The 22,341-nt window shown below is 71.0% G+C and carries 22 protein-coding genes; 13 read left to right on the top strand and 9 right to left on the bottom strand.

Annotation, left to right across the window (positions count from 1 at the left end):
• Positions 1-19 precede the first annotated feature (19 nt).
• Complete coding sequence (locus tag AB0G15_RS03195) at positions 20-991, top strand: asparaginase (protein ID WP_362834834.1); 972 nt, start codon at positions 20-22, stop codon at positions 989-991.
• Between the two features lie 260 nt (positions 992-1,251).
• Here AB0G15_RS03195 and AB0G15_RS03190 read toward each other — a convergent pair whose 3' ends face one another.
• The gene (locus AB0G15_RS03190) at positions 1,252-1,761 is read right to left on the bottom strand and encodes a VOC family protein (RefSeq protein WP_362834808.1); all 510 of its coding nucleotides are present in this window, start codon (positions 1,759-1,761) and stop codon (positions 1,252-1,254) included.
• Between the two features lie 71 nt (positions 1,762-1,832).
• On the opposite strand from AB0G15_RS03190, the gene AB0G15_RS03185 reads away from it, so the two are divergent.
• Entirely contained in the window at positions 1,833-2,294 is a 462-nt protein-coding gene (locus AB0G15_RS03185; protein WP_362834806.1) for a MarR family transcriptional regulator, read from the top strand.
• Between the two features lie 9 nt (positions 2,295-2,303).
• Here the strand turns inward: AB0G15_RS03185 and AB0G15_RS03180 are convergent, their stop codons facing one another.
• From AB0G15_RS03180 to AB0G15_RS03170, 3 genes are all read right to left on the bottom strand, one after another.
• The gene (locus tag AB0G15_RS03180) at positions 2,304-3,476 is read right to left on the bottom strand and encodes a serine hydrolase domain-containing protein (protein ID WP_362834804.1); all 1,173 of its coding nucleotides are present in this window, start codon (positions 3,474-3,476) and stop codon (positions 2,304-2,306) included.
• Between the two features lie 155 nt (positions 3,477-3,631).
• Positions 3,632-3,940 carry a 4a-hydroxytetrahydrobiopterin dehydratase gene (locus AB0G15_RS03175; RefSeq protein WP_362834802.1) on the bottom strand — a complete coding sequence of 103 codons (309 nt, stop codon included), beginning with the start codon at positions 3,938-3,940 and terminating at the stop codon, positions 3,632-3,634.
• 22 nt (positions 3,941-3,962) lie between these two features.
• Positions 3,963-5,174 carry a hypothetical protein gene (locus AB0G15_RS03170; protein WP_362834800.1) on the bottom strand — a complete coding sequence of 404 codons (1,212 nt, stop codon included), beginning with the start codon at positions 5,172-5,174 and terminating at the stop codon, positions 3,963-3,965.
• A 923-nt stretch (positions 5,175-6,097) separates the two neighbouring features.
• On the opposite strand from AB0G15_RS03170, the gene AB0G15_RS03165 reads away from it, so the two are divergent.
• The 3 genes from AB0G15_RS03165 to AB0G15_RS03155 all read left to right on the top strand — a co-directional run bounded on the left by AB0G15_RS03165 (position 6,098) and on the right by AB0G15_RS03155 (position 7,939).
• Entirely contained in the window at positions 6,098-6,499 is a 402-nt protein-coding gene (locus tag AB0G15_RS03165; protein WP_362834798.1) for a hypothetical protein, read from the top strand.
• A 61-nt stretch (positions 6,500-6,560) separates the two neighbouring features.
• Positions 6,561-6,890, top strand: coding sequence for a hypothetical protein (locus tag AB0G15_RS03160; protein WP_362834796.1), 330 nt, complete (start codon positions 6,561-6,563; stop codon positions 6,888-6,890).
• Between the two features lie 140 nt (positions 6,891-7,030).
• Positions 7,031-7,939 (top strand): DUF2199 domain-containing protein, encoded by a 909-nt coding sequence (locus tag AB0G15_RS03155; protein ID WP_362834794.1) that lies wholly within the window; start codon positions 7,031-7,033, stop codon positions 7,937-7,939.
• Positions 7,940-8,027: 88 nt separating this feature from the next.
• Here the strand turns inward: AB0G15_RS03155 and AB0G15_RS03150 are convergent, their stop codons facing one another.
• Positions 8,028-9,194 carry an ROK family transcriptional regulator gene (locus tag AB0G15_RS03150; RefSeq protein ID WP_362834792.1) on the bottom strand — a complete coding sequence of 389 codons (1,167 nt, stop codon included), beginning with the start codon at positions 9,192-9,194 and terminating at the stop codon, positions 8,028-8,030.
• Between the two features lie 78 nt (positions 9,195-9,272).
• On the opposite strand from AB0G15_RS03150, the gene xylA reads away from it, so the two are divergent.
• From xylA to AB0G15_RS03120, 6 genes are all read left to right on the top strand, one after another.
• Positions 9,273-10,424 carry a xylose isomerase gene (gene xylA, locus AB0G15_RS03145; protein WP_362834790.1) on the top strand — a complete coding sequence of 384 codons (1,152 nt, stop codon included), beginning with the start codon at positions 9,273-9,275 and terminating at the stop codon, positions 10,422-10,424.
• Positions 10,421-11,806, top strand: a complete 1,386-nt coding sequence (xylB, locus tag AB0G15_RS03140; RefSeq protein ID WP_362834788.1) for a xylulokinase — start codon at positions 10,421-10,423, stop codon at positions 11,804-11,806. The genes xylA and xylB overlap by 4 nt, the downstream gene beginning before the upstream one ends.
• Before the next feature lie 129 nt (positions 11,807-11,935).
• Positions 11,936-12,586, top strand: a complete 651-nt coding sequence (locus AB0G15_RS03135; protein WP_362834786.1) for a DUF998 domain-containing protein — start codon at positions 11,936-11,938, stop codon at positions 12,584-12,586.
• A gap of 140 nt (positions 12,587-12,726) precedes the next feature.
• Complete coding sequence (locus AB0G15_RS03130) at positions 12,727-14,997, top strand: ATP-binding protein (protein WP_362834784.1); 2,271 nt, start codon at positions 12,727-12,729, stop codon at positions 14,995-14,997.
• 174 nt (positions 14,998-15,171) lie between these two features.
• Positions 15,172-15,561 carry a roadblock/LC7 domain-containing protein gene (locus AB0G15_RS03125; protein ID WP_344745811.1) on the top strand — a complete coding sequence of 130 codons (390 nt, stop codon included), beginning with the start codon at positions 15,172-15,174 and terminating at the stop codon, positions 15,559-15,561.
• Entirely contained in the window at positions 15,558-15,929 is a 372-nt protein-coding gene (locus AB0G15_RS03120) for a DUF742 domain-containing protein (RefSeq protein WP_362689686.1), read from the top strand. The genes AB0G15_RS03125 and AB0G15_RS03120 overlap by 4 nt, the downstream gene beginning before the upstream one ends.
• Before the next feature lie 270 nt (positions 15,930-16,199).
• Here the strand turns inward: AB0G15_RS03120 and AB0G15_RS03115 are convergent, their stop codons facing one another.
• The 4 genes from AB0G15_RS03115 to AB0G15_RS03100 all read right to left on the bottom strand — a co-directional run bounded on the left by AB0G15_RS03115 (position 16,200) and on the right by AB0G15_RS03100 (position 20,079).
• On the bottom strand, positions 16,200-16,775 hold the full coding sequence (locus AB0G15_RS03115) for an ATP/GTP-binding protein (protein WP_362834782.1): 576 nt from the start codon (positions 16,773-16,775) through the stop codon (positions 16,200-16,202).
• On the bottom strand, positions 16,756-17,103 hold the full coding sequence (locus tag AB0G15_RS03110; RefSeq protein WP_362689693.1) for a DUF742 domain-containing protein: 348 nt from the start codon (positions 17,101-17,103) through the stop codon (positions 16,756-16,758). Before AB0G15_RS03110 ends, AB0G15_RS03115 begins: the two co-directional genes overlap by 20 nt.
• 67 nt (positions 17,104-17,170) lie before the next feature.
• Complete coding sequence (locus tag AB0G15_RS03105) at positions 17,171-17,578, bottom strand: roadblock/LC7 domain-containing protein (protein ID WP_362689696.1); 408 nt, start codon at positions 17,576-17,578, stop codon at positions 17,171-17,173.
• Complete coding sequence (locus AB0G15_RS03100) at positions 17,575-20,079, bottom strand: nitrate- and nitrite sensing domain-containing protein (RefSeq protein WP_362834780.1); 2,505 nt, start codon at positions 20,077-20,079, stop codon at positions 17,575-17,577. The genes AB0G15_RS03105 and AB0G15_RS03100 overlap by 4 nt, the downstream gene beginning before the upstream one ends.
• Positions 20,080-20,238: 159 nt before the next feature.
• On the opposite strand from AB0G15_RS03100, the gene AB0G15_RS03095 reads away from it, so the two are divergent.
• Positions 20,239-21,045, top strand: coding sequence for an SDR family NAD(P)-dependent oxidoreductase (locus AB0G15_RS03095; RefSeq protein ID WP_362834778.1), 807 nt, complete (start codon positions 20,239-20,241; stop codon positions 21,043-21,045).
• Positions 21,046-21,194: 149 nt separating this feature from the next.
• Positions 21,195-22,223, top strand: a complete 1,029-nt coding sequence (locus tag AB0G15_RS03090; protein WP_362834776.1) for an acyltransferase family protein — start codon at positions 21,195-21,197, stop codon at positions 22,221-22,223.
• Positions 22,224-22,341 lie beyond the last annotated feature (118 nt).

Raw genomic sequence — 22,341 nt, 5'->3', positions numbered from 1 at the left:
GAGCGTCTCCTTGAAACGCGTGCTGCTGCTGGCGACCGGTGACGCCATCGCCCACTCCTACGCCCCGGGCCGCCCGGGAGTCGCGTCGGGGGCCGAACTCCTGAGGGCGCTCCCGCCCGGCACGATCGCGGCGGACGCGGTGGACGTGGTGGCCGAGGACGTGATGGCGGAGCCCAGCTGGGACATGTCGCCCTCGACCATGCTGGAACTGGCTCGCAGGGCGCGCTCGGCCATCCTGGACCGCGGATTCGACGGCGTCGTGATCACTCACGGCACCGACACGATCGAGGAGACGGCGTACCTCGTGGACCTCCTCGCGGGACGGGCGGCGGAGCGCGGCACCATCGTGCTGACCGGCGCGGTCCGCTCCATGGACGAGCTGTCCTCGGACGGCCCGCGCAACCTCGCCTCCTCGCTCGTGGTGGCCGCCGACGGCGCGCTGCGCGGTGCCGGGGCCGTCGTGTGCGTCAACGACGAGGTCCACGCGGCCCGCTGGGTCGCCAAGGTCGACGCCACGAGCGTCGCGGCGTTCTCGTCGGCCCCCTTCGCCGTGCTGGGCCGGGTGACCGGCGGCCGGGTCGAGACGATGTCCGCCCCGCCACCCCGGCCGCCCGCGTTCGGGGGGGAGCCGGCGTCGGACGTCGCTCTGATCAAGACCTATCCGGGGATCGAACCCGTGCTGCTCACCGCCGTCGTGGACGCCGGGGCCCAGGGCGTCGTGCTGGAGGCGACCGGCATGGGCAACGTGCCGGTCGGGCTCTTCGTGGCGATCGCCGAGCTGACGGAGTGGGGGATCCCGGTGGTGGTCGCGTCGAGGTGCCGTACCGGCGCGGCCCCGCTCGACGGGATGCGCTTCGGCGCGGGGCTCTCCGCGAGTGTCGGTGCGATCGGGGCCCGGGGGCTGGCGCCCTCGAAGGCGCGGTGCGCGCTGATGGTCGCCCTCGGGACCGGCGGGATCGACGCCGTACGCGACTGGTTCGGCAGGCTCTGACGCACTGGTCCGGCAGGCTCTGATGCCGGTTCGGCAGGTCCCGACGCGCCGCGAGGCGATTTATGGATAGGTAAAAACCGCGAAAAGGGGAGTATCGGCGAGCTGTGCGGGCACGTCGGTGGAGGCCGTGATCCGGCGAAGGGCTGGGGAGGCCTTCGCCGGATCACCCCCCTCCTCCCCGCCTCGGTGCCCGTACGGCCGGTCGCCCGCCGCGTAGCGCCGGGGCGCGGGGGACCGGACGGGCCGGACGCCCGGAATGATCAGACGGGGATCGAGACCCCGAGGCCGCCGCGGGTCTCGGCGCCGTACCGCTCCTTCTCCCTGGCGATGTCGAGGGGCTTGATGCCGGAGCGCCCGTTCAGCACCTCCTCGGTGAGCAGGTCGGCGGGGACCAGCCAGGAGACCTCGAACTCCAGCCCGTCGGGGTCCTTGGCGTACAGGGCCTTGGTGGTGGAGTGGTCGGAGGCGCCGACGAGGGCGTCGAGCTCGCCGAGTTTGAGGGCGATCCGCTCCAGTTCCTGGAGGGTGTCGACCTCCCAGGCCAGGTGGTAGAGGCCGACGGCCGAGCGCCCGGCCTCCGAGGGACCCGCCTGCGCGCCGATCTCGAAGAGGCCCAGGTCGTGGTCGTTGCTGGACCCCGAGGCCTGGAGGAACGCGGCGCCCGGCATGCCCATGACCATCCTGAAGCCGAGTGCCTCCCGGTAGAAGGCGACGCTGCGCTCCACGTCGCGCACGAAGAGAACGGCGTGGTTGAGCCGCTGGACCGGCATCGTTCCTCCTAAAACTTGAACTCTCAAGTAGATTACCCTCGTTTAGTTGATAGTTCAAGTAAGCTGAGCGCGTGACGCGATGGCTGGACGATGACGAGCAGCGCACCTGGCGGGCGTTCCTGGCCGTCTCGCAGCTCGTCCAGGAGGAGCTGGACCGGCAGCTGCAGCGGGACTCCGGCATGCCGCACGCCTACTACGCCATGCTGGTGAAGCTCTCCGAGGCGCCCGGGCGCACGATGCGGATGAGCGAGCTGGCGGCGGAGGTCAACTCCTCGCAGAGCCGCCTGTCGCACGCGGTGAAGCGGCTGGAGGAGCGCGGCTGGGTGCGGCGCGAGCCGTGCGCCGCGGACAGGCGCGTGAGCTGGGCGGTCCTCACCGACCAGGGCCTCGCGGTCCTCACCGCCGCCGCCCCCGGCCACGTCGAGGCGGTACGGCAGACCCTGTTCGACCGCCTGACCCCCGACCAACTCCGCCAGCTGGCCGAGATCTGCGCCGCCGTTCTCCCCACCCCGGACCCCTCGACCCCCTCGTGACGTCGCGGGTCAGGAGCCCGCGCCGCACAGCGTGTCGTCGATCAGCTCGCGAGCGGCCGTGTCCTGCCGGAGCTGTCGTTCGTCGGTCCGCTGCGTGGAGACGAACATCGCGATCGCCGTACGGCCGTCGCCGGTCACGCCGTTGCGCGAGCCCATGCCGGGGGAGTTGCCGTGGTGGCTCCAGACGCCGCCCGCGCAACCCGGGACCGGGCGCCAGGCCAGTCCGAGCCCGTACCGCGTGCCGGGCGTCCCGTCGTAGTCCTCGGCCGCAACGGTGTCCTTCATCTCGGCCAGCTCCGACGGGCGCAGCAGCCGTCCGGCGAGCAGGGCGCGGAAGAACGTCGTCACGTCACCCGTCGTGCTGATCATGCCCCCGTCCCCGGAGCCGCCGTCGGCCATGACCGTGGTGTCGGTCAGGTCGGTGCGACCGGGGAACTGCAGGTAGGCGCGGGCGTGGGGGTACGGCACGTAGGCCGTGGCGCCGGTCGTGGTGTGCCGCAGTCCCAGGGGCGCGATGATCCGCTCGTGCACCTCGTGCTCCAGTGGGTTGCCCGTCACCTTCTCGACGATCATGCCCGCCAGCGTGTAGTTGGTGTTGGAGTAGGCCCACCGCCTCTCCCCGGCGGGGTCGCCGGGGTCGGGTGTCCACATGGGCGGCTTGCGCGTCGCGAGCTCCACCTGCCGCTCCGGCCGGTAGAGACGGAACCGTTCCGCGAGATACCTCTGCGGGGTGGGGTCCTTGGCGATCGGCACCTCGCCGTTCCAGTCGTTGAGGCCGCTCGTGTGGCGCAGCAGGTTCTTGACGGTGATCCGGCGGCCGTCGTTCCCGTTGCCGCCGACCACACCGGGCAGCCAGTGCTCCACCGTGTCGGTCAGCTTGAGCCTGCCCTCGCCGACCAGTTGCAGCAGGACCACCGCGGTGAAGGTCTTGGTGGTGCTGCCGATGCGGAAGTAGCCGCCCCACGGCACGGGCGTCCGGCCCTTCAGTTCGGCGACCCCGTTCCGGGCCGCCGCCCGGCCGCTCCCGTCCCGTACCTCGGCGAGCACCCCGACCGCGCCGGCCCGGTGAACGGCGTCCACCCCGGCCTGCAACGAGGCTCCGGCCCCGTCGGTCACCACCGGCTGCGCGCCCCCCGAACCGATCACCACGGCGATCATCACACCGGCGAGTACTGCGGTCATCTCTGCTCCGTACGTCGTCCTCCAGGTCAGTTGGAAGCGTAGGAACACGGGCCGCGAGGAAGATCGTCCGAATGGCGACATCGGCGCGACGCCCATCGGCCGTTCGGCCATCGCGGCCGGGCCCGTGCCGTGGCCAGGTGGCTCCAGATGTGCGTTCAGACCGCTTCGGCGTCGTGGCCGGTGGCGATCGCGTCGATGTGGCGGGCGAGTTCGAAGTCCTTGGCCGTGAGACGGTCTCCGGCGTCGTGAGTGGTGATCGCGAACCGGATCCGCTGCCAGGTGATGTGCATGTCAGGGTGATGGCCGACCTCACGGGCCTTGGCCGCGACATACACGGCCAGGTGCACGCACTCGTGGTAGGTGTGCTTGAACGTCCGCGTTATGGTCTGCCCCTCGCGCTCCCACCCTGGCAGCTCGGCCAGATGGGCGACGATCTGCTCCTCGGACAACGGCTGAGGGGACATCGGCATCTCCGTGTCGTCGCAGTCAGTTGAACTGGGAAAGGATCTCACCCAGTTCCCTGCCGTACGAGGTGTTCGCCCACGCGGTCGCGCGACGAGGAATTTCCTTCAGTTCCTGACGCAGCCGGGCGGATCCCGTCTCCTCAACGATCGCCGCGGTGGCCGACACGATTTGGACAACGCGTTCCGGTTCGGGAACCGCTGCCAGAGCGCTTGCCTGACGCATCCAGAACATCCCGTTGTCGCGCCGCGCCGTCTCTGGCGCGTTGCCGAGAATCCCATCCCAGAGTGCAGTGGCCTCCCAGTAGAGGCCCAGCCGGAGATAGGCGGTCGCTCGCTGGACGTCGATGTATTTAAGGGTGCGACGGCAGGCGTTGCCCCAGGGGTGTTCGTCGTCGACCTGATCCACGAGGTCAGCCGCTCGATCCAGCAGCCGGTCGACCAGTTCCTTGTTTTTGACCGGCATCATCGACTGACCGTGTGCTTGGTGGACCAGTGCAAGTATCCGTACCTTCGGGCACAACTTGCTCTCATCATCCAGGGCGGCTTCGGCGTAGTCGACGACGGTGCGCCCGTCGCCCACGTCAATGGCGAGCATGGCTTTGTTGGTGAGGGCGTAGCTGATGAGTTGTGGGTCTTGAGATCGATGGGCCATGTCCAGTGCGATGGATCGCCAGCCCTCTGAACGGTTGATGTCACCGGCATCTTGGTGCAGCCAGCCGAGGAGTGCTGTGTACGCGACGCCGGCACCCAATAGGCCGCGTCGAACAGGCGCGTCAGCCGCATGGACGAGTTCCTTGATGAGCTGCGCCTGAGTCGTGACGGTTGGGATGAGATGGCGAGGGCCGAGCCACATGTCAGCTTTGTAGTGGCCGGGAAGCTGTTCGAGGAAGTACATGACGAGCTCCGGAGCTACAGGACCCTGGTGAGGTGGATAGGGAGTGATGGCGATCGTGCTGAGATCGATCTCCGAGTTGCCGCACCGATCCTGCTCCTCTGCGGCGAAGAGTTCGTTTTCGGAGATGCCGAAGGCTGTTGCGTAGGCAGTGGTCCAATCGCGGGGAAAATGCTTTCCTTTCTCCCAGTCGCGAATCTGCCTGGTCAGAGAGTCGACGGATCCGTGGTTGTGGCCGGCGGCGCGGATGAGCTGGCGTGCCATTTCGTACTTGTTCCAGTGCTGTGCTTCACGCTGGTTCTGTAGCCGTACGGCCCATGCTGGGCGTTTTTTCGGAATCATTGCTGCACCACCTGACCGGAGCACCCGGAGACTTTAAGTCTCCGGGTCATTCTCCGCCACTCTCCGTCTCCCGCTACGGGATACGCGCGACTTCACTAAAGGTGCGGCCCTCAAACAAAAACGGACCCGCCCGGCGCTTGCGACGTCCGGACAGGTCCTTGATCAGGAAGAGAGTCCTGACCCGTGAACAACCCTAGTGCTCCGGTTCTCGACCGGACCGTGGCGAGCGGCTGCGGCTGTTTCGCCGAAAGCCCGCCGCTGCCTATGGGCTGTGCCGACTGCGGGCACGCCCCCTACGCGCACGGCTGCCCCGGCCGGGCCGCCGACCACGAGTACGCGCAGCCGTCCGGCGAGCTGATGAGCGCCCGCCTGAAGGCGCGCCGCCGGGCCGGCCTTGGCCGTGGCCTGCCGACCTTTCAGCCCGCTCACGAGGTCACCACGCGGCCCGTTCCGGTCGTGCCCGCGTCTCGCCAGGCCGAGGACGAGACGGCGTCGGCCCGCACCCGGCCCGCCGGGCGTACGGACGGGCGGCGCCCGGAAACGCCCGGCATGGGCCGCCCGTACTGGCCGGTCGAGCCCCGCGAGGAGCGCGCGACCCGTCTGGCGCTCGCCCGGGATCCACTCACCCGGCGGCGAGCCCTGATCGCGGCCCGTGCAACTGGACATCCGCCTCGGAACGCGGCCCGTGCCGAACATCCACCCCGGGACGGGGGAGGCTGGACGCGACACACGCGGCCCGGAGAACCGGCCACTCAGCTGACATTTAACGTCCTGTCGGACATATCAGGCCCCCGCGACCAGTATCGGACCCAACGGATTCATCAGACTTCCCGGCCGGGGCTCGCTGTCGTTCCCGGCCCGGATCGTTCACCGGACACCCCGCCCTCCTGGCGCCACAACCCGCACCGGCAGGAGATCGCGGCATGAGCACGACCCCGAAGCGAGGCGACAGGTGCGGGTGCGGCGTTGGATCCGCTGTCTCGGTAACTGCCGCCGTGCGGCACGCCGAGGATTTGGCCGCCGCACTGGCCGAGGTTCACCACATCGACGCGGACGTCCACGAACTCGTCTCCGGCAATGCCATCGTGTCCGTCCACTACGGGCTGCTGGCCTACACCGACGGCGAGAGGTTCTGGTGGACCGGCCCCGAGCTCAGCGACGTGGGCAGTCCGCTGCTCAGCTCCGCCCTGACACTGCTCGCAGCGGCCGAACAGCTCGCCGAGCACCACGCCGTCCTGCGGGCCAGGGACGCCGCCGACGTACTGCGAGCAGGGTCGCCTCTCCTGGCCGACGTGATTCTGGCCGAGCATGTCGACCCGCGCTGACGCCGACGCGGCCCGAGCCGCCCGACCGGTGCGGCGGCACGCACTCATCAAGGAGTCAGTCGTGATCCCGTCCCATGGCACCCCGGCAGATGACCAATTGAACGCGGCCACCTGGCATCCCGGTGCCATCTCCGCGCTCAAGCACCTGCGTACCGAACTGCACACCCACCGGATCTACCCGGAGATCTCCTACGACCAGGGCCAACCTCGCCTGGTGATCAGCGCCGAACTGACCGTGTGGGCCGACTCCGCAGGCATGTTCTTCTGCTGGGGCACCACCTGCCTGGAGGAACCCGCCGACCACGCTCCCGCGGACGACGTGTCACAGGCCGCGCACCGCATCGCCGCACGACTCGGAAAGCATTACGTCGAACCGGTGGCCCCTCCCTGAGCAGCGCGGCGGATGGCGATCCCCTCTCCTGTGCCGCCGTCCCCGCGCCTCGTGGTTCCACCGATCCCGCAGCGCAGGCCTTCCCACGACGCGACCGGCTCCGACGGACCTCGTCACCGCACTGGATATGCTTCCCCATCATGATCACAGACGCCGTTGTGACGTGTTCCTGCTGCGGCACGCAGTTGTCCGGCACTGACCAGATCGACGTGCGGTTCGGGCTGCCCGACGTCGCCCTGGAGGTCGCGGAGACCGCGCGACACCCGGTGAACCCCGGCCTGCTACGTGTGGACGGTCACGGATGCTTCGCCAGGTGCCTGCTGCCGGTGCGGCTGTCAGGTGGGGTGACGTTGATGCTGGGCACCTGGATACGGATCAGTGAGGACGATCTGGAACGCGCCCACTCGCTGTGGGACGAACCCGCGTACGCCGGCCTGGTCTTCAGCGGCACCTTGGCCAACGCCATCGAGCCCTGGGGCCAGGACGTGATGGGCGCCGATCTCACGGTCGTTGTCCGCGACGTCGACGAGATCCCCTACGTGGACGCCAGCTCTCACCCTCTGCTCAGCCGGGTTCTACGCGCAGACTGGGACCGGGACGAGGTGCTGAGCCATTTCGGCCACGCGCTCCCCGTACCGGTCAGGACCTGGCTGAACGACCACTGGAGCATTGAACGCAGCGCGGGGATGGCGGCACGCGTCGTCGAGGGAATCTCGCAGTTCGCCGGTCCAGGCCGGACCGTATACGCCGACCTGCGGACCGCTTCAGGCCCGGGGACGCCGGATGAGTTTCTGGCCTCGCTGACCGAGGGTGCCCCCGTCACCGACGCGGCCCATCAGCTGACCGAGCACCACCAGGGCGGTCTGCGGCACGCCTTCTGGCTGACCTCCACCGGGCCTGAGCAGCCAAAACACGAGCTGTACGGCTTCGTGATCCACCACGATGAGGCCGTCGCCCTGGCCTGCTTCCACGACGACCCGCAGGACCTGTCCTGGGCGCAGCACGTGTGGCGGTCCGTCATCCACCTGGACCACCTTCCGGCCACCTGATCTCGCCGGGCGCGTGAAGCCGGCCATGGGACGGCGGCGGACCTTCCCGGCTGGAAGGCCGGGCCTACCGTGGCGCGCGGTGTCGCGGTCAGGTCCGTGCCGTGGACAGGTGGCTCCAGGGGTCGGCGATGACCCGGTGGATGACCTGCCCGGCGGCGCCCAGGGTCGCGGCGTCGCCGCCGAGCCGCGAGACGGTCAGTTCGGGGACGGCCCGGCGCATCACGCCCAGCCGGGAGGCCATCGTCTCGTGCGCCGGACCCCGGATCCACGGGAACAGCGGGGCGAAGACCCCGCCCAGCACGATGGTCCCCGGGTCCATCAGGTGCACCGCGGAGGTGAGGGCGACGCCGAGTGCCTGACCGGCGCGCTCGCAGGCCTCCAGCGAGTCCCGCTCGCCCGCGTGGAGGCGTGCGAGCAGCGTGGCCACCCCGTCGGGAACCCCGGCGAGTCCGGCGGCCCTCAGGAGCGCGTCCTGCCCGGCGTACTGCTCCAGGCAGCCCCGGCCGCCGCAGCGGCAGGCCGGGCCGTCGGGGGAGACGACCACGTGTCCCAGCTCCCCGGCGAGGCCGCGCGCGCCGCGGAACAGGGCGCCGCCGACCACCAGGCCCGCGCCGATGCCGATCTCCCCCGACACGTGCAGGAAGTCGCCGGGCACGGAGCCGAACCAGAGCTCGCCCAGGGCCGCGAGGTTGGCCTCGTTGTCCACCTCGACGGGGAAGCCCAGCAGGTCGGAGACGCGGACGTCGTGCCAGCCGAGGTTGGGGGCCGTGTGGACCAGCCCGCCGTCCACGGGGCCGGGCACCGCGAGGGTCGATCCGGCGACGGAGAGGCCCTCCCCGCGCGCTTCGTCCACAGCCCTGTGGGCAAGTTCTTCCAGGTGGGACAGGGTTTCCACAGGGGAGGACGTACGGTTGTCCACAGCCTGTGTATATCTGAGCCGCACCGCCAGGGTGAGGTCGACCACGCAGGCGGACAGGTAGTCGACGTTGATCTCCAGGCCGAGCGCGGCGACCCGCCGCCCGCTGAGCGCGACGGCCGTGCCGGGCCGCCCCCGCTCGCCGTCCCTGAGCGCGCCCGACTCGGTGACCATGCCCGCCTCGATCAGGTCGCCGACCATCTTCGACACCGTCGTCTTGGTCAGTCCGGTGATCTCGGCCAGCGCCGCCCGGGTGACCGGGCCGCTCCTGCGGACCTCGCCGAGGACCACGCCGAGGTTGCGGGCGCGCATCGAATTGTGGCGTACGGCCTGTGTCATGGAACACCCACCTCTTGACGATCCCACCACCTCGATCCATATTAAGTCCATAAAGTGGATTAAATCGGAGGAACGCAGATGAGCGCCTACACCCCCAAGCCCGAAGACCGTTTCACTTTCGGGTTGTGGACCGTCGGCTGGCAGGCCCGCGACCCCTTCGGGGACGCCTCACGGGCCCCGCTGGACCCGGTGGAGAGCGTCCACCGGCTCGCGGAACTCGGCGCGTACGGCGTCACCTTCCACGACGACGACCTGCTCGCCGTCGAGCCCGACCGTGACAGGGCCATCGCCAACTTCAAGAAGGCGCTGGCCGAGACCGGGCTCAAGGTCCCGATGGCGACCACGAACCTGTTCACCCACCCCGTCTTCAAGGACGGCGGCTTCACCAGCAACGACCGCGACGTCCGCCGCTACGCGCTGCGCAAGGTCATCCGCAACGTGGACCTGGCCGCCGAGCTCGGCGCGACCACCTATGTCTGCTGGGGCGGGCGCGAGGGGGCGGAGTCCGGGGCCGCCAAGGACATCAGGGCCGCGCTCAGCCGCTACAAGGAGGGCATGGACCTGCTCACCTCGTACGTGATCGAGCAGGGCTACGACATCAGGTTCGCCATCGAGCCCAAGCCGAACGAGCCCCGGGGCGACATCCTTCTCCCGACCATCGGCCACGCGCTCGCGTTCATCAACGAGCTGGAGCACTCCGACCGCGTCGGCCTCAACCCCGAGGTGGGCCACGAGGAGATGGCCGGGCTCAACTTCGCGCACGGCATCGCGCAGGCGCTCTGGCACGGCAAGCTCTTCCACATCGACCTGAACGGCCAGCACGGCCCCCGCTACGACCAGGACCTGATCTTCGGCCACGGCGACGTGAAGAACGCCTTCTTCCTGGTCGACCTGCTGGAGAACGGCGGCTACGACGGCCCCAGGCACTTCGACTACAAGCCGCTGCGCACCGAGGACTCCGAGGACGTCTGGGTCTCGGCCGCGGCCAACATGCGCACGTACCTGATCCTGAAGGAGAAGGTCGCGGCGTTCCGCGCGGACCCCGAGGTCGCCGAGGCGCTCGCCGCGAGCAAGGTCGCCGAGCTCTCCGAGCCCACGCTGGCCCCCGGCGAGACGATCGCCGACCTGAACCGCGACGAGTTCGACCTCGACGCGGTGGCCGCGCGCGGCTTCCACTTCACGCGCCTCAACCAGCTCGCCATGGACTACCTCCTCGGAGTCCGCGGATGACGCTGGTGGCCGGGGTCGACTCGTCGACCCAGAGCTGCAAGGTGGTGATCAGGGACGCCCGCACGGGCGCCCTGGTCCGCCAGGGGCGCGCCACCCACCCCGAGGGCACCGAGGTCGACCCCGGAGCCTGGTGGGACGCGCTGCAGGAGGCGATCGCGCAGGCGGGCGGGCTGGACGGCGTCGAGGCGATGAGCGTCGGAGCGCAGCAGCACGGCATGGTCTGCCTGGACGAGTCCGGCGACGTCGTCAGGAAGGCGCTGCTGTGGAACGACACCCGTTCCGCCGGAGCCGCCGCCGACCTGGTGAAGGAACTGGGCGGTCCCGAGGTCTGGGCCGAGGCGGTCGGCAGCGTGCCGGTCGCGTCGTTCACGGTGACCAAGCTCCGCTGGCTCGCGGAGCACGAACCCGACTCCGCCCGCCGCACGGCGAGGGTGTGCCTGCCGCACGACTGGCTCACCTGGCGGCTGGGCGGGGAGTTCGTCACCGACAGGGGCGACGCGTCGGGCACCGGGTACTGGTCGCCCGCGACCGGGGCCTACCGGACCGACCTCCTTCAGGCGGCCTTCGGCGCCGTACCCGGGCTCCCCGAGGTGCTGGGTCCCCGCGACTCCGCGGGCGAGGTGCGGCCCGCAGCCGGCGTCTCCGGCGCGGGCGCGGTGCGGCTCGCGCCGGGCACGGGCGACAACATGGCGGCGGCCCTCGGGGTCGGCGCCCTGCCCGGGGACGTGGTCGTGTCGATCGGGACGTCGGGGACGGCCTTCGCGGTCGCCGCCGGCCCGAGTGCGGACCCGACCGGTTCCGTGGCCGGGTTCGCGGACGCCACGGGACGGTTCCTCCCGCTGGTGGCCACGCTCAACGCGGCCAGGGTGCTCGACGCCGCCGCGCGGGTGCTCGGGGTCGGTCTCGACGAGCTCGGCAGGCTGGCCCTGCAGGCGCCCTCGGGGGCCGGAGGGCTCGTCCACGTCCCGTACCTGGAGGGCGAGCGCACCCCGAACCTGCCCACCGCCACGGGCTCGCTGCACGGGCTGACGCTCGCCACCTCCACCCCGGCGCACCTCGCCAGGGCGGCGGTGGAGGGCATGCTCTGCCACCTCGCCGACGCCTTCGACGCGCTCGGGCTCGACCCGGCCAGGGTGCTGCTCATCGGGGGAGGCGCCAGGTCGGAGGCCGTACGGCGGATCGCCCCCGCGGTCTTCGGGCGGCCGGTGGTCGTTCCCGAGGCCGGCGAGTACGTCGCCGACGGGGCGGCGAGGCAGGCGGCCTGGCTGCTCGGCGGCGACGCCGAGCCCCCGGAGTGGGAGGCGGGCAAGGCCGAGCACTACGAGGCCGATCCCGCACCGGAGGTCAGGGCCCGCTACGCCGAGGTCCGCGGCCTCCGCTGAGCCGCGGCCGCCCCGGCGCGCGCTCCCGCCGGGGCGCGCGCCGGGGCAGGTCGTCTCAGGGGTGGCTCAGGGTTGGATCAGGGGTGCCGCCGGATGTCTGAAACATCCTCTGGCGGACAGTCTTAGCGCATGCTCGCGTCGAAGAGGCTCTACCCCCTGATCGCATGTACCGGCCTCGTCGTGGCCGTCGCGGCCGCGGCCGCCGGACAGGCCGACCCGGTTCCCTACGCGAACCCGCTCGATCTGACGATCAGTGAGTACGCCGCGCTGGACCGCACCGGAGCCACCGGGCTCGCGATGGCGGCGCTCGGGATCGCGGCCTTCGCGGTGGTCGCCGGGCTGCGGGCCGTGGGGGCGCCGGTGGGGGTCCTGGCCGAGCGGCTGATGCTGGCCTGGGGCGTGGGGCTCATCGTGCTCGCGGTGGTGCCCGCGGCTCTTCCCGGTACGGGGACGGACCTGATCTCCCAGACGTACCGCTACGTGTCGCTCGCCGTGCTGGCCGCGGTGCCCGCGGCGGGCGGCCTGACGGTGGCGCGGTTCGGCGAGGACGAGCGGTGGCGGCCGGTGGCCAGGCCGCTGGAGTGGCTCACGCTGGCCGGGGGTTTCGGGCTGCTGGCGCTCACCTACGCGACGCTTCCCGGGGACGGGGTGCTCGCCGGTCTCGTCGAGTGGACCCTGCTCGGCACCGAGGTCGCGCTGGTCGGAGTGCTGGCCGTCAGGCTCGCGCGACTGACCTGGACGCGGGGAACCGCTCCCGCATCACGCGCCGCTCTCGGCTGACGGACTCACTTTTGAAAACTCTTTCATGACATGTCACAAATAGGCTACAAATAACAGGAGCCGCCAGTGCTATTCTCGTCGGCGATCTAGAGATCGTCCGGGGCTCCCCCGGCGCTCCGAGAGCGAGCCGTTGAGGTGACATGGCAGCGAGCAGGTCCATCCGCTTCAAGGTCTCGGTGCTGCTGGTCATCCCGCTCGCCTCACTGGTCGCACTGTGGGGTTTCGCGACGGTCGTGACGGTCGGCGACTCGATGAGCCTGCTCTCCGTCGGCACGCTCTACGACACCGTCGCCAAGCCCGCGGGAGACCTGGGCACCGCGGTCCAGCGCGAGCACCTCCTGTCGGCCGAGTACCTGGCCACCCGCTCGGACGCGGACCGCGAGACCCTCGTGGGGCAGCGCTCGGTCACCGACCAGGCCCGTGCCCGGCTGCGCCAGCAGACGACCGGGGACGCGGCGCAGGCGGCGATGACCGAGGAGATGAGGACGCACCACGACGAGCTGATGCGGCAGGTGGGCGCGCTCGACGCGATCCGCGCCAGGGTCGACTCCGGGCGGATCGGCCCGGTGGGCCTCTCCGAGGAGTTCGCCCGGCTGCCGGACGCCCTGCGCCGGCTCTTCAACACCCTGAGCCTCAGCAACGACCTCTCGCTCTACCGCCAGTCGCGCGCCATCACGACGATCAACCACGCCATGGACCTGCTCAGCCGCGAGCGGGCACTCGCCGCGGGCTCGCTGGCGCTCAGGAGCGCGATGACGCCGAGCGAGATGCGGCTGTTCACCCGGCTCTCCGCCAACCGGATCTTCCTCATGGAACAGGCGCTCCCCGAGCTGGATCCCACGCTGCGCGCCCCCTTCTCGGACATGATCGCCTCCTCGACGTACGCCCGCTTCATCACCCTGGAGAACCACCTCCTGACCGGCGCCGAGGTGCGGTCCACCGACTGGCGCGCCGCCGGCGACGCGCTGGACGCCGTCTACCAGCGGTCCCTGACGGCGGTCGCCCCCGCGCTCATCGACCAGGCCGCGCCCGCGGCCGTCAGCGTCTTCGTCCGCGCCGGTGTGATCGGCGTGCTCGGCCTCATCGCGGTCGTCGCGTCGCTGCTGGTCTCCTACCGGGTCGGCAGCGGGATCACCAAGGAGCTCGCCGCCGTGCGGCGGGCCGCCGCCGACCTCGCGCAGGCGCGGCTCCCGAGGGTCATGGAGAAGCTGCGCCGCGGCGACGTGGTGGACGTGGCGGCCGAGGCGCCCGCGCTCAGGCCGTCGGGCAGCACGGCCGAGATCCACGACGTCGCCGACGCCTTCAACAGCGTCCAGCGCAGCGCCGTCGACGCCGCCGTGGAGCAGGCCAGGCTGCGCGAGGGCGTCTCCCAGGCCTTCCGCAACCTCGCCCGCCGGAGCCAGTCGCTGCTGCAGCGCCAGCTCAAGATGCTCGACGGCATGCAGAAGCAGGCGGAGGATCCCGCGGCGCTGGAGAACCTCTTCAAGCTCGACCACCTCACCACCCGCATGCGCCGCCACGCCGAGGGCCTGGTGATCCTGTCCGGCGGGGCGGCGGGCCGCAAGTGGCGCTCGTCGGTGCCGATGGAGGACGTGCTGCGCGGTGCCGCCGCCCAGGTCGAGGACTACGCCCGGGTGCGGATCTACCCGACGGGCGGCACCACCCTGGTCGGCAACGCCGTCGCCGACATGATGCACCTGTTCGCCGAGATCCTGGAGAACGCCACCGTCTTCTCCCCGCCGGGCAGCCAGGTCTCGGTCCGGGGCGAGCTCGTCGGGCGGGGCTTCGCGGTCGAGATCGAGGACAGGGGACTCGGGCTGACCGACGACAAGCGCGCCGCGATCAACGAGCGCCTGGCCAGCCCGCCGGAGTTCGACCCGGCCGAGACCGACCGGCTCGGCTTCGCCGTGGTCGGGCTGCTGGCCGCCAGGTACGGGGTCGAGGTGGTGCTGCGCGCCTCGCCGTACGGCGGTACCGGGGTGGTCGTCCTCATTCCCGAGAAACTGCTCGGAGACCCCGAGCCCGTCGAGCAGCCGATGGAGCCGCCGGTGCTCACCGTCATCAGCGTGCGGCCCGAGTCCGCGGAGCGGCGGGCGGAGACCGTCGTGGAGCGGGCGGACCGGCCGGGCGACTCCGGTGAGGTCCCGATCCCCGCGGACCTGTGGAAGCCGCTGCGGCGCGGCGGGGACGGCCTGCCCCGCCGGGTGCGGCAGGCGAACATGCCGCCGTCCCAGGCGAACATGCCGCCGCCGCGCCAGGCCCGGGAGTCGCGCCAGGCCCAGGAGCCCCGCTCGCCCGAGGCCGAGGTCGGGGGACGCTCGCCCGAGGAGGCGAGGGCGCTGATGAGCGCCCTGCAGTCCGGGTGGCGGCGCGGGCGCGGCGACGACGAGGACGGCGGTGCCAAGCGATGAGCCGGGACCGTGAGCGCCGCGGAGGATCTCCGGGACCGGGTTCGCCGCGCCCCGGCCCGCGGCCGTGCGCGCGGCCCGGCGACACCCGTGGGAGCGGATTCGCGGGAACGGATTCACCGAGCCGGCGGGGGCCGGCGACCAGCGAGATCATCAGAGGGGAAGGGGTTTAACCACGTGCCGGGTGAGCTGTATTGGCTGCTGGATGACTTCGTCACGAGTGTGGCGGACGTCTCGCACGCGCTGATCCTGTCCAACGACGGGCTGATGATGGCCTCGTCCCGAGGGCTGAGCAAGGAGGACGCCGAGCACCTGTCCGCGGTCGCCTCCGGCTTCCAGAGTCTCGCCAAGGGCACCAGCCTGCAGTTCGGCGGCGGTGCCGTACGTCAGACGATGGTGGAGATGGACTCCGCGTTCCTCTTCGTCACCTCCGCCGGTCAGGGAAGCTGCCTGTCGGTCATGACCACCGGTGCCGCCGACGTGGGCCTGATCGCCTACGAGATGGCCCGCCTGGTCACCCGCGTCGGCCAGCACCTGGCCACCGGACCCCGGGTGGCCGGCCAATGAAAGACGACGTCGAGTGGGTCGACGAGGAGGCCGGTCCCGTTGTCCGCCCCTACGCGATGACCGGCGGGCGTACCCGGGCGTCGTCGTCCTCGTTCGACCTGCTCGCGATGGCGGTGGCGACCGGAGCGCCGGTCGGCCCCGGGGCGAACCTGGGCTCCGAGCACCGGCGGCTGCTCAACCTGGTCAGGCGGGCACGCCCGATCGTGGAGATCGCCTCGGACGCGGGACTGCCGGTCGGCGTGATCAAGGTCCTCCTGGGCGACCTGCTGGACCAGGGCCTGATCCAGGTGCGGTCGCCGCTTCCCGCCGCCTCCATGCCCGCAGAGAGCCTCCTGAAGGAGCTGATCAGCGGCCTGCGGGCGCTGTGACGCCTCCCACGACCCCGCTGTGACGCCTTCCGCGACCCCCGTGACGCCGCCCGCGATCCCGGCGGCGGGCAAAGGCGCCGAGGGCGCCGTGCCCATGCTCGCGAACCCGGCCGTGCCCATGCTCGCGAACCCACCGGCCGGCGCGCCCGCCCCCCGCTGTAGCGCCCGAGCCGTCCCGCGACCCGGTGTACCCGCTTCCCCGCTGTAGCCCCCGAGCCGGTGTCCGGCCCGGACGGGGGCCGGGAGTACCCCGGCCCGCTCCTCCGGCTCTCAGCTCTGGCTGGCCGTCAGCACCCTCAGGGAGTGCTCCACCAGCGTCACGAGCACCGTCTTCGCCGAGACGCGGCGTCGTACGTCGCAGAGCAGTACCGGAACGTCCATGTCGAGGTCCAGGGCGACGCGTACGTCCTCCGCATCGTGCTGCTCGGCACCGTCGAAGCAGTTGACGGCCACGATGAACGGCGTGCCGCGCTGCTCGAAGTAGTCGATCGAGGGGAAGCAGTCGGTGAGCCGCCGGGTGTCGGCGAGCACCACCGCGCCCAGCGCGCCGTAGGACAGCTCGTCCCACATGAACCAGAACCGCTCCTGGCCCGGCGTGCCGAACAGGTAGACGACCAGGCCCTCCCTGATCGTGATGCGGCCGAAGTCCATCGCGACCGTGGTGGTGGTCTTGCCCTCGACGCCGTCGACGTCGTCGATGCCGATACCGCGGTCGGAGAGGACCTCCTCGGTGCGGAGCGGCCGGATCTCGCTGATGGCGCCCACCAGCGTGGTCTTGCCAACCCCGAAGCCACCCGCGATGAGAATCTTGAGGGCGACGGGTTCGTCAGAGGGCCCGAAGTCCATTGATCACTTCCTTGAGAATGCGCTCGCTCGCGGAGGCGCGCCCGATCGAGATGAGCTTGTGGTCCTGCAGGTCGCCGAGAAGGACCCTGACCACGCCGAGCGGCAGGTTGAGGTCCGAGGCGACGTCGGCGACCGAGGTCGGAGTGGTGACCATGGCGAGGATGCGTTCCTGTTCGGGGCCTGGGACGAACCCCCCGGACGGAGCGCCGCGAGTCGAGGTGACCATCGCGACCAGGTCCAGCTTGTCACCGGAGGAGCGGGTGCGACCCCCGATGAGCGCGTACGGCCGGACGACCGGTCCGGCCTCCTCGTCCATCCAGTTCGTCATCCAGACCTCCAGCACCGGGCTCGGGGATCTAACGGTCCGTCGACGACGCGGCCCCCCGTTCCCTCGCTCACGAGAGACCCTGGCGCGGATTGGTGGAGATGTGCTGGCCGACCCGCTTGACCAGCATCGCCATCTCGTACGCGATGTGGCCGACGTCGGCGTCGGCACTGCTCAGCACGGCCAGGCAGGTTCCCTGCCCCGCGGCGGTGACGAACAGGAACGCCGACTCCATCTCCACGATGGTCTGGCGCACCTCGCCACCGCCGAAGTGGCGTCCCGCCCCGCGCGCCAGGCTCTGGAATCCGGCGGCGACCGCGGACAGATGTTCGGCGTCCTCGCGCAGGAGTCCCTTCGAGAATCCGACGGCCAGCCCGTCGGTGGAAAGGATCACCGCCTGGCGCACCGCGCCCACCCTGGTGGTCAGGTCGTCGAGGAGCCAGTTCAGCTCGCCGGTGTTGGTCAATTTTCCGGTCACTTGTCCCCCTTGTCGCCTGTCGTATGGTGCGCGAAGTCATTGTCCTGTTCCTCGCGTCCGCGTCGCGCCCCCGCCTGGAAGGCGGAGAACAGCGCGCGGACCTCGTCCGGCGAACGCTCCTCGCTCGGTTCCGCCCTCGGCTCCGGCTCGGACTCCTGGCGGAGCTGAGGCGCCAGGTTCGCCTGCCGGACCCGGCGAGGCAGACCGCCCGGCCCCGTGGGGGGCTGTACGGCCTTCTGGCGCGTCGGACCGCCGTTGCCGCCCTTGTCCCGGGCCTGGGTGTCGCGAGGCGCCTCCTGGGTCTCACGAGGCTCCTGGGGCGATCTCTGCGGCGGTGCCGGGGAGGGCGCGCCGGGAGGAGCCTCGCGCGCCGCGCCCCAGCCCGTCTCCCAGCCCGCGGGTGGCTGCCCCGCCTGGTCCGGGGACGGGGTACGGGCGGGCAGGTCGGTCACCACGCTGAGGGACGGGGCGGCGGCGGGCTGGTCCGGCTGGAGGGGGTGGCCCGGCTGGGCCGGGGAGGCCTGCCTCGTCCTGCGCGGGAGGCCGTTGCCGTTGGCCGGAGGGGCGAGCGCGCCCGGCGGAGTGGTCTCGAACGTTTCCTTCTGGCGCGCGGTGGCGCGCTCGGCGGCGAAGGACGTCCGCTCCGCGGTGAGGGCGAGCGGCGAGTCCTGCTGGGCGATCACCGAGCGGGGGATGAGGACGATGGCCGTGGTGCCGCCGAACGGCGAGCCGCGCAGGATGACCTGGATGCCGTGCCGGGAGGCGAGCTGGCCCACCACGAACAGGCCGAGCCGGTCGCTGTCGGCCAGGTCGAACTCCGGCGGGCTGGCCAGCCGCTCGTTGATCGCCGTGTACTCCTCGGTGCTCAGGCCCAGGCCGCGGTCCTCGACCTCGACGGCGAACCCGTTGGCCACCACGTCGCCGCGCACGGTCACCGCGGTCTGCGGCGGCGAGAAGATCGTGGCGTTCTCGATCAGCTCGGCCACCAGGTGGGTGATGTCGGCGACCGCGGCCCCGTCGAGCGAGACGTCGGGCACCGGCACCACGCTGACCCGGGTGTAGTCCTCGACCTCGGCGATCGCGGCCCGCAGCACGTCGACCACCGGAACCGGCTTGCGCCACGTCCGGCCGGGCGCCGCGCCGGACAGGATGATCAGGCCCTCGGCGTGCCGCCGCATGCGGGTGGTCAGGTGGTCCAGCCGGAACAGGTCCTCAAGGCTGTCGGGGTCGGTCGCCCGGCGCTGCATGCTGTCGAGCAGGGTGAGCTGGCGGTGCAGCAGGCTCTGCTTGCGCCGGGCCAGGTTCACGAAGACCTGGCTGACGCCGCGCCGCAGGTTGGCCTGGCCGACGGCGGCCTCCACGGCGGTGCGCTGCACCGAGCCGAACGCGTGGGCCACGTCGTGCACCTCGGTCGAGCCGCCCGCCTGGATCGGCGGTGCCTCGGCCCGCACGTCGACGTCCTCGCCGCGCCGCAGCCGTTCCACGACGCGGGGGAGCCGCACGTCCGCCAGGTCCAGGGCGGCCGAGCGGAGCCCGGCCAGCTCGGTGGCCAGGCGGCGGCCGAAGCGGACCGAGATGATGATCGACGCGACCACCGCGATCAGGCCGACGCCGCCGGCGATCAGGATCCGGACCATGACGCCGGTGGCGACGTCCTGGGCCCGGTCCGCCAGCTTCTTGGAGGCGGCGAGGTTGACCTGGTCGAGCCAGTTCGAGATCGAGTTCGTGGTCGTCTTCCACGAGCTCGCCTCGGAGGCCAGCCGGCCGCCGGTCGATCCGACGATGGCCTTCTCCAGGTCGGTGAACTTCCCGAAGGCGGCGGAGGCGAAGGTGTCGCGGTACTGCGCGCCCAGCTCGGAGTCCAGCGAGGCGGCGCCGCGGGCGTGCAGGAAGCGCCGGGTGGCGACGTACTCGCCGAAGGCCTTGCGCTCCGCCTCGGACAGCCGGTAGTCGATCAGCGCCCCGCTGATCAGCGCGTTCTCCCTGGCGATCATCTCGTGGGCGTTGCCCATCCCCTGCATGGCCGCGGCCTGCTGGAAGATCGAGAAATCGGGCACCGCGGCCATCTGGTCGTACACCAGGAAGACCGCGTCGAGGATCTGGTTGTAGTTCGACAGCACGTCCAGCCGCGTGTGCTGCCCGCTGTCGACGCCCGAGCGGACGCTCGGGAGCTTGTCGAGCTGGCGGAGCAGCTCGTCCAGCGAGTTGCTCAGTTCCGGGCTTCCGGAATCATCGCTGACGGCGGCTTTCCTGAACTCCTCGACCGCGCGGTCGGTACGGATCCGCTGGTCGCCCATCCCGCTCGTGAGGACCCGGGAGCTGATCGCCACCGACGACTGCGTCCGCTCGGCCTGGAGCTGAAGGCCCAGCTCAGTGGAGGTGACGCCCACCGTCTGGTAGAGGGCGTTCGCCTTCAGCAGGGCGATCCCGTCGCCGACGGTCAGGTTGAGCACGAAGCCCCACAGCGCGCTCAGCGACAGCAGCGGCAGGAGCAACAGCAAGAAAATCTTGAACCGAATCGAGCGGTTTCTAGAGCTCATGTCCACTCGTTCCCAACCCCTGAGCGTGTGGAGGCTCGTGCCGGTTTAGGGATGGATACGCCTCCGAAGATCGCACAGGAGACTAGCACCGAATAAGGTTTTTGCGCAGTGGAGGATCTGATGATTAGTGTGATTACCGGGGCTAGTGCCGGAATTGGCGAAGCCGCCTCGGTGGAGCTCGCGAGGCGCGGGCAGAAGGTAGTTCTGGTCGGCCGTAATCCCGACAAGACGGCGCGTGTGGCGGAAAGGGTGAAGGCGGTCTCCGGGGTGCTTCCGGATACGTTTACCTGCGATTACACCCTTTTGGATGATGTGCGAAGGTTGGCGGCGGAACTGCTGTCCCGCTACGAGCGGATCGACATCCTCGTCAACAACGCGGGCGTCATGACGACCGAGCGCACGCTCACGCGCGACGGCCACGAGACGATGATCCAGGTCAACCACCTGGCCCCCTTCCTGCTGACGAACCTGCTGCTCGAACGGGTCGCGGGGCGAGTGATCACCACCACCTCCCGCGCCGGCAAGACCGGGCGCCTGGACCCGTCCGACCTCGACCGCGAGCGGCGGCGCTGGAACGGCTGGCTCCAGTACGGGGACTCCAAGCAGGCGAACGCCCTGTTCACGGTGGAGCTGGCCCGGCGCCTCCAGGACACCGGGGTGACCGCGACCTGCTTCCATCCCGGCGTCATCAAGACCGAGTTCGCCCCGTCGACGTTCATGATGTGGATGGTGAAGAACGTTCCCGGCATGGGCCAGTCCGTCGAGGAGGGCGCGAGCACCCTGGTCCACCTCGCCACCCACCCGGACGGCGCCGCCCACCCGGGCCGCTACTTCGCCAGGAGCGCCCCCGCGGCCGTTCCCCGGGGGATGAGCGATCCCGCGCTGGCCCGCGCCCTCTGGGACGCCAGCGCCGCCGCCGTCGCGTGACCGCCCGCGCGGCGCGGTGACGACGCCGGGCGCCGCGGACACGCACAGACGTCCGCGGACGCCCGGCGCCACGGTTCGCGGCGGGGATTTCCCCGCGTGTCACCGGCCGTTCGCCCGGTGTTGGGCGGCTCCGGTTACCGTCCGGGGCTGTGAGCGTCGCAACCCCGCTGCGGGTCGTCCTCCCGGCCGCCGCGGGCAGGGACCCGTTCTTCGACAACGCCAAGTTCCTGGCGATCACCCTGGTCGTGTCGGGCCACCTGGTCGAGGACCTGCGGGACGTCCCGGTCGCGCACGCCGCCTACTTCTTCGTGTACACGTTCCACATGCCGCTGTTCATCGTGCTCAGCGGCTACCTGTCGCGGAACTTCACCTTCTCGTCGGGCAAGGCGCGCAAGCTGATCAGCACCCTCGCCGTCCCGTACGTGATCTTCGAGTTGGTCTACTCGCTGCCCCGCCTCCTGCTGTACGGCAAGCTCGACATCAGCCTCCTCGACCCGTACTACCTGACCTGGTTCCTGATGTCGCTGTTCCTGTGGCGGCTGTCCACACCGGTCTGGCAGCAGCTGCGGTGGCCGCTGGCGGTCGCGGTCGGGCTGTCGCTGCTGTCGGGGATGAGCAGGCTCCCCGACGAGCTGTCGATGAACCGCACCCTCGGCCTGCTCCCGTTCTACGTGCTCGGGCTCATGCTGCGGCCCGAGCACTTCGAGTGGCTCAGGAGGCGGTGGGCCCGGGTCGCGGGCGCGGTCGTCCTGGTCGCCGGCGCGGCCCTGGCGCTCGCCGTGCACACCTCCGTGAAGACCGAGTGGATCCGCTGGCGGCACGCCAACGACGTGATCGGGGTGGACGACCTCACCGGCAGCCTGATCCGCCTGGGCATGCTGGCCGCCGGGACGCTGCTCGTCGCCGCGTTCCTGGCGATCACCCCGTCCCGGCGCACCTGGTACTCCGGGCTCGGCATGGCGACCATGTACGCCTACCTTCTCCACGGCCTGGTGGTGAAGGTCGCCGAGCGGTTCTACGGCGACTGGTCCCACACCGTGCCGGGGGTGGCGGCCGTGGCGCTCTTCGGGGTGGGGCTCGCCGCCCTGCTGTGCACGGCGCCGGTGCGGCGCGTCACCCGCTGGGCCGTCGAGCCCGGCATGAGCTGGGCCTTCACCAGGCTGAGAAAACCGGGCTGAGCGAACCGGGCCGGGCGGTCCGCCAGGGGGTGGCGGCCGGAACGGGTGCGGTCCGCCAGGGGGTGGCGGCCGGAATGGAAGCGGTCCGCCAGGGGTGGCGGCCGGCTTCGGGATCGGT

The organism is Streptosporangium sp. NPDC023825 (genome assembly GCF_040639575.1).
Classification (GTDB): Bacteria; Actinomycetota; Actinomycetes; order Streptosporangiales; family Streptosporangiaceae; genus Streptosporangium.
This window is presented reverse-complemented; position numbering and strand designations above follow the sequence as displayed.

Excerpts from the sequence above, each read along its gene's own strand:
- AB0G15_RS03190 (WP_362834808.1), bottom strand. The coding sequence starts at position 1,761 with ATGCCGGTCCAGCGGCTCAACCACGCCGTTCTCTTCGTGCGCGACGTG.
- AB0G15_RS03180 (WP_362834804.1), bottom strand. The coding sequence starts at position 3,476 with ATGACCGCAGTACTCGCCGGTGTGATGATCGCCGTGGTGATCGGTTCG.
- AB0G15_RS03175 (WP_362834802.1), bottom strand. The coding sequence starts at position 3,940 with ATGTCCCCTCAGCCGTTGTCCGAGGAGCAGATCGTCGCCCATCTGGCC.
- AB0G15_RS03170 (WP_362834800.1), bottom strand. The coding sequence starts at position 5,174 with ATGATTCCGAAAAAACGCCCAGCATGGGCCGTACGGCTACAGAACCAG.
- AB0G15_RS03165 (WP_362834798.1), top strand. The coding sequence starts at position 6,098 with ATGAGCACGACCCCGAAGCGAGGCGACAGGTGCGGGTGCGGCGTTGGA.
- AB0G15_RS03155 (WP_362834794.1), top strand. The coding sequence starts at position 7,031 with ATGATCACAGACGCCGTTGTGACGTGTTCCTGCTGCGGCACGCAGTTG.
- AB0G15_RS03150 (WP_362834792.1), bottom strand. The coding sequence starts at position 9,194 with ATGACACAGGCCGTACGCCACAATTCGATGCGCGCCCGCAACCTCGGC.
- xylA (WP_362834790.1), top strand. The coding sequence starts at position 9,273 with ATGAGCGCCTACACCCCCAAGCCCGAAGACCGTTTCACTTTCGGGTTG.
- xylB (WP_362834788.1), top strand. The coding sequence starts at position 10,421 with ATGACGCTGGTGGCCGGGGTCGACTCGTCGACCCAGAGCTGCAAGGTG.
- AB0G15_RS03135 (WP_362834786.1), top strand. The coding sequence starts at position 11,936 with ATGCTCGCGTCGAAGAGGCTCTACCCCCTGATCGCATGTACCGGCCTC.
- AB0G15_RS03130 (WP_362834784.1), top strand. The coding sequence starts at position 12,727 with ATGGCAGCGAGCAGGTCCATCCGCTTCAAGGTCTCGGTGCTGCTGGTC.
- AB0G15_RS03120 (WP_362689686.1), top strand. The coding sequence starts at position 15,558 with ATGAAAGACGACGTCGAGTGGGTCGACGAGGAGGCCGGTCCCGTTGTC.
- AB0G15_RS03115 (WP_362834782.1), bottom strand. The coding sequence starts at position 16,775 with ATGGACTTCGGGCCCTCTGACGAACCCGTCGCCCTCAAGATTCTCATC.
- AB0G15_RS03110 (WP_362689693.1), bottom strand. The coding sequence starts at position 17,103 with ATGACGAACTGGATGGACGAGGAGGCCGGACCGGTCGTCCGGCCGTAC.
- AB0G15_RS03095 (WP_362834778.1), top strand. The coding sequence starts at position 20,239 with ATGATTAGTGTGATTACCGGGGCTAGTGCCGGAATTGGCGAAGCCGCC.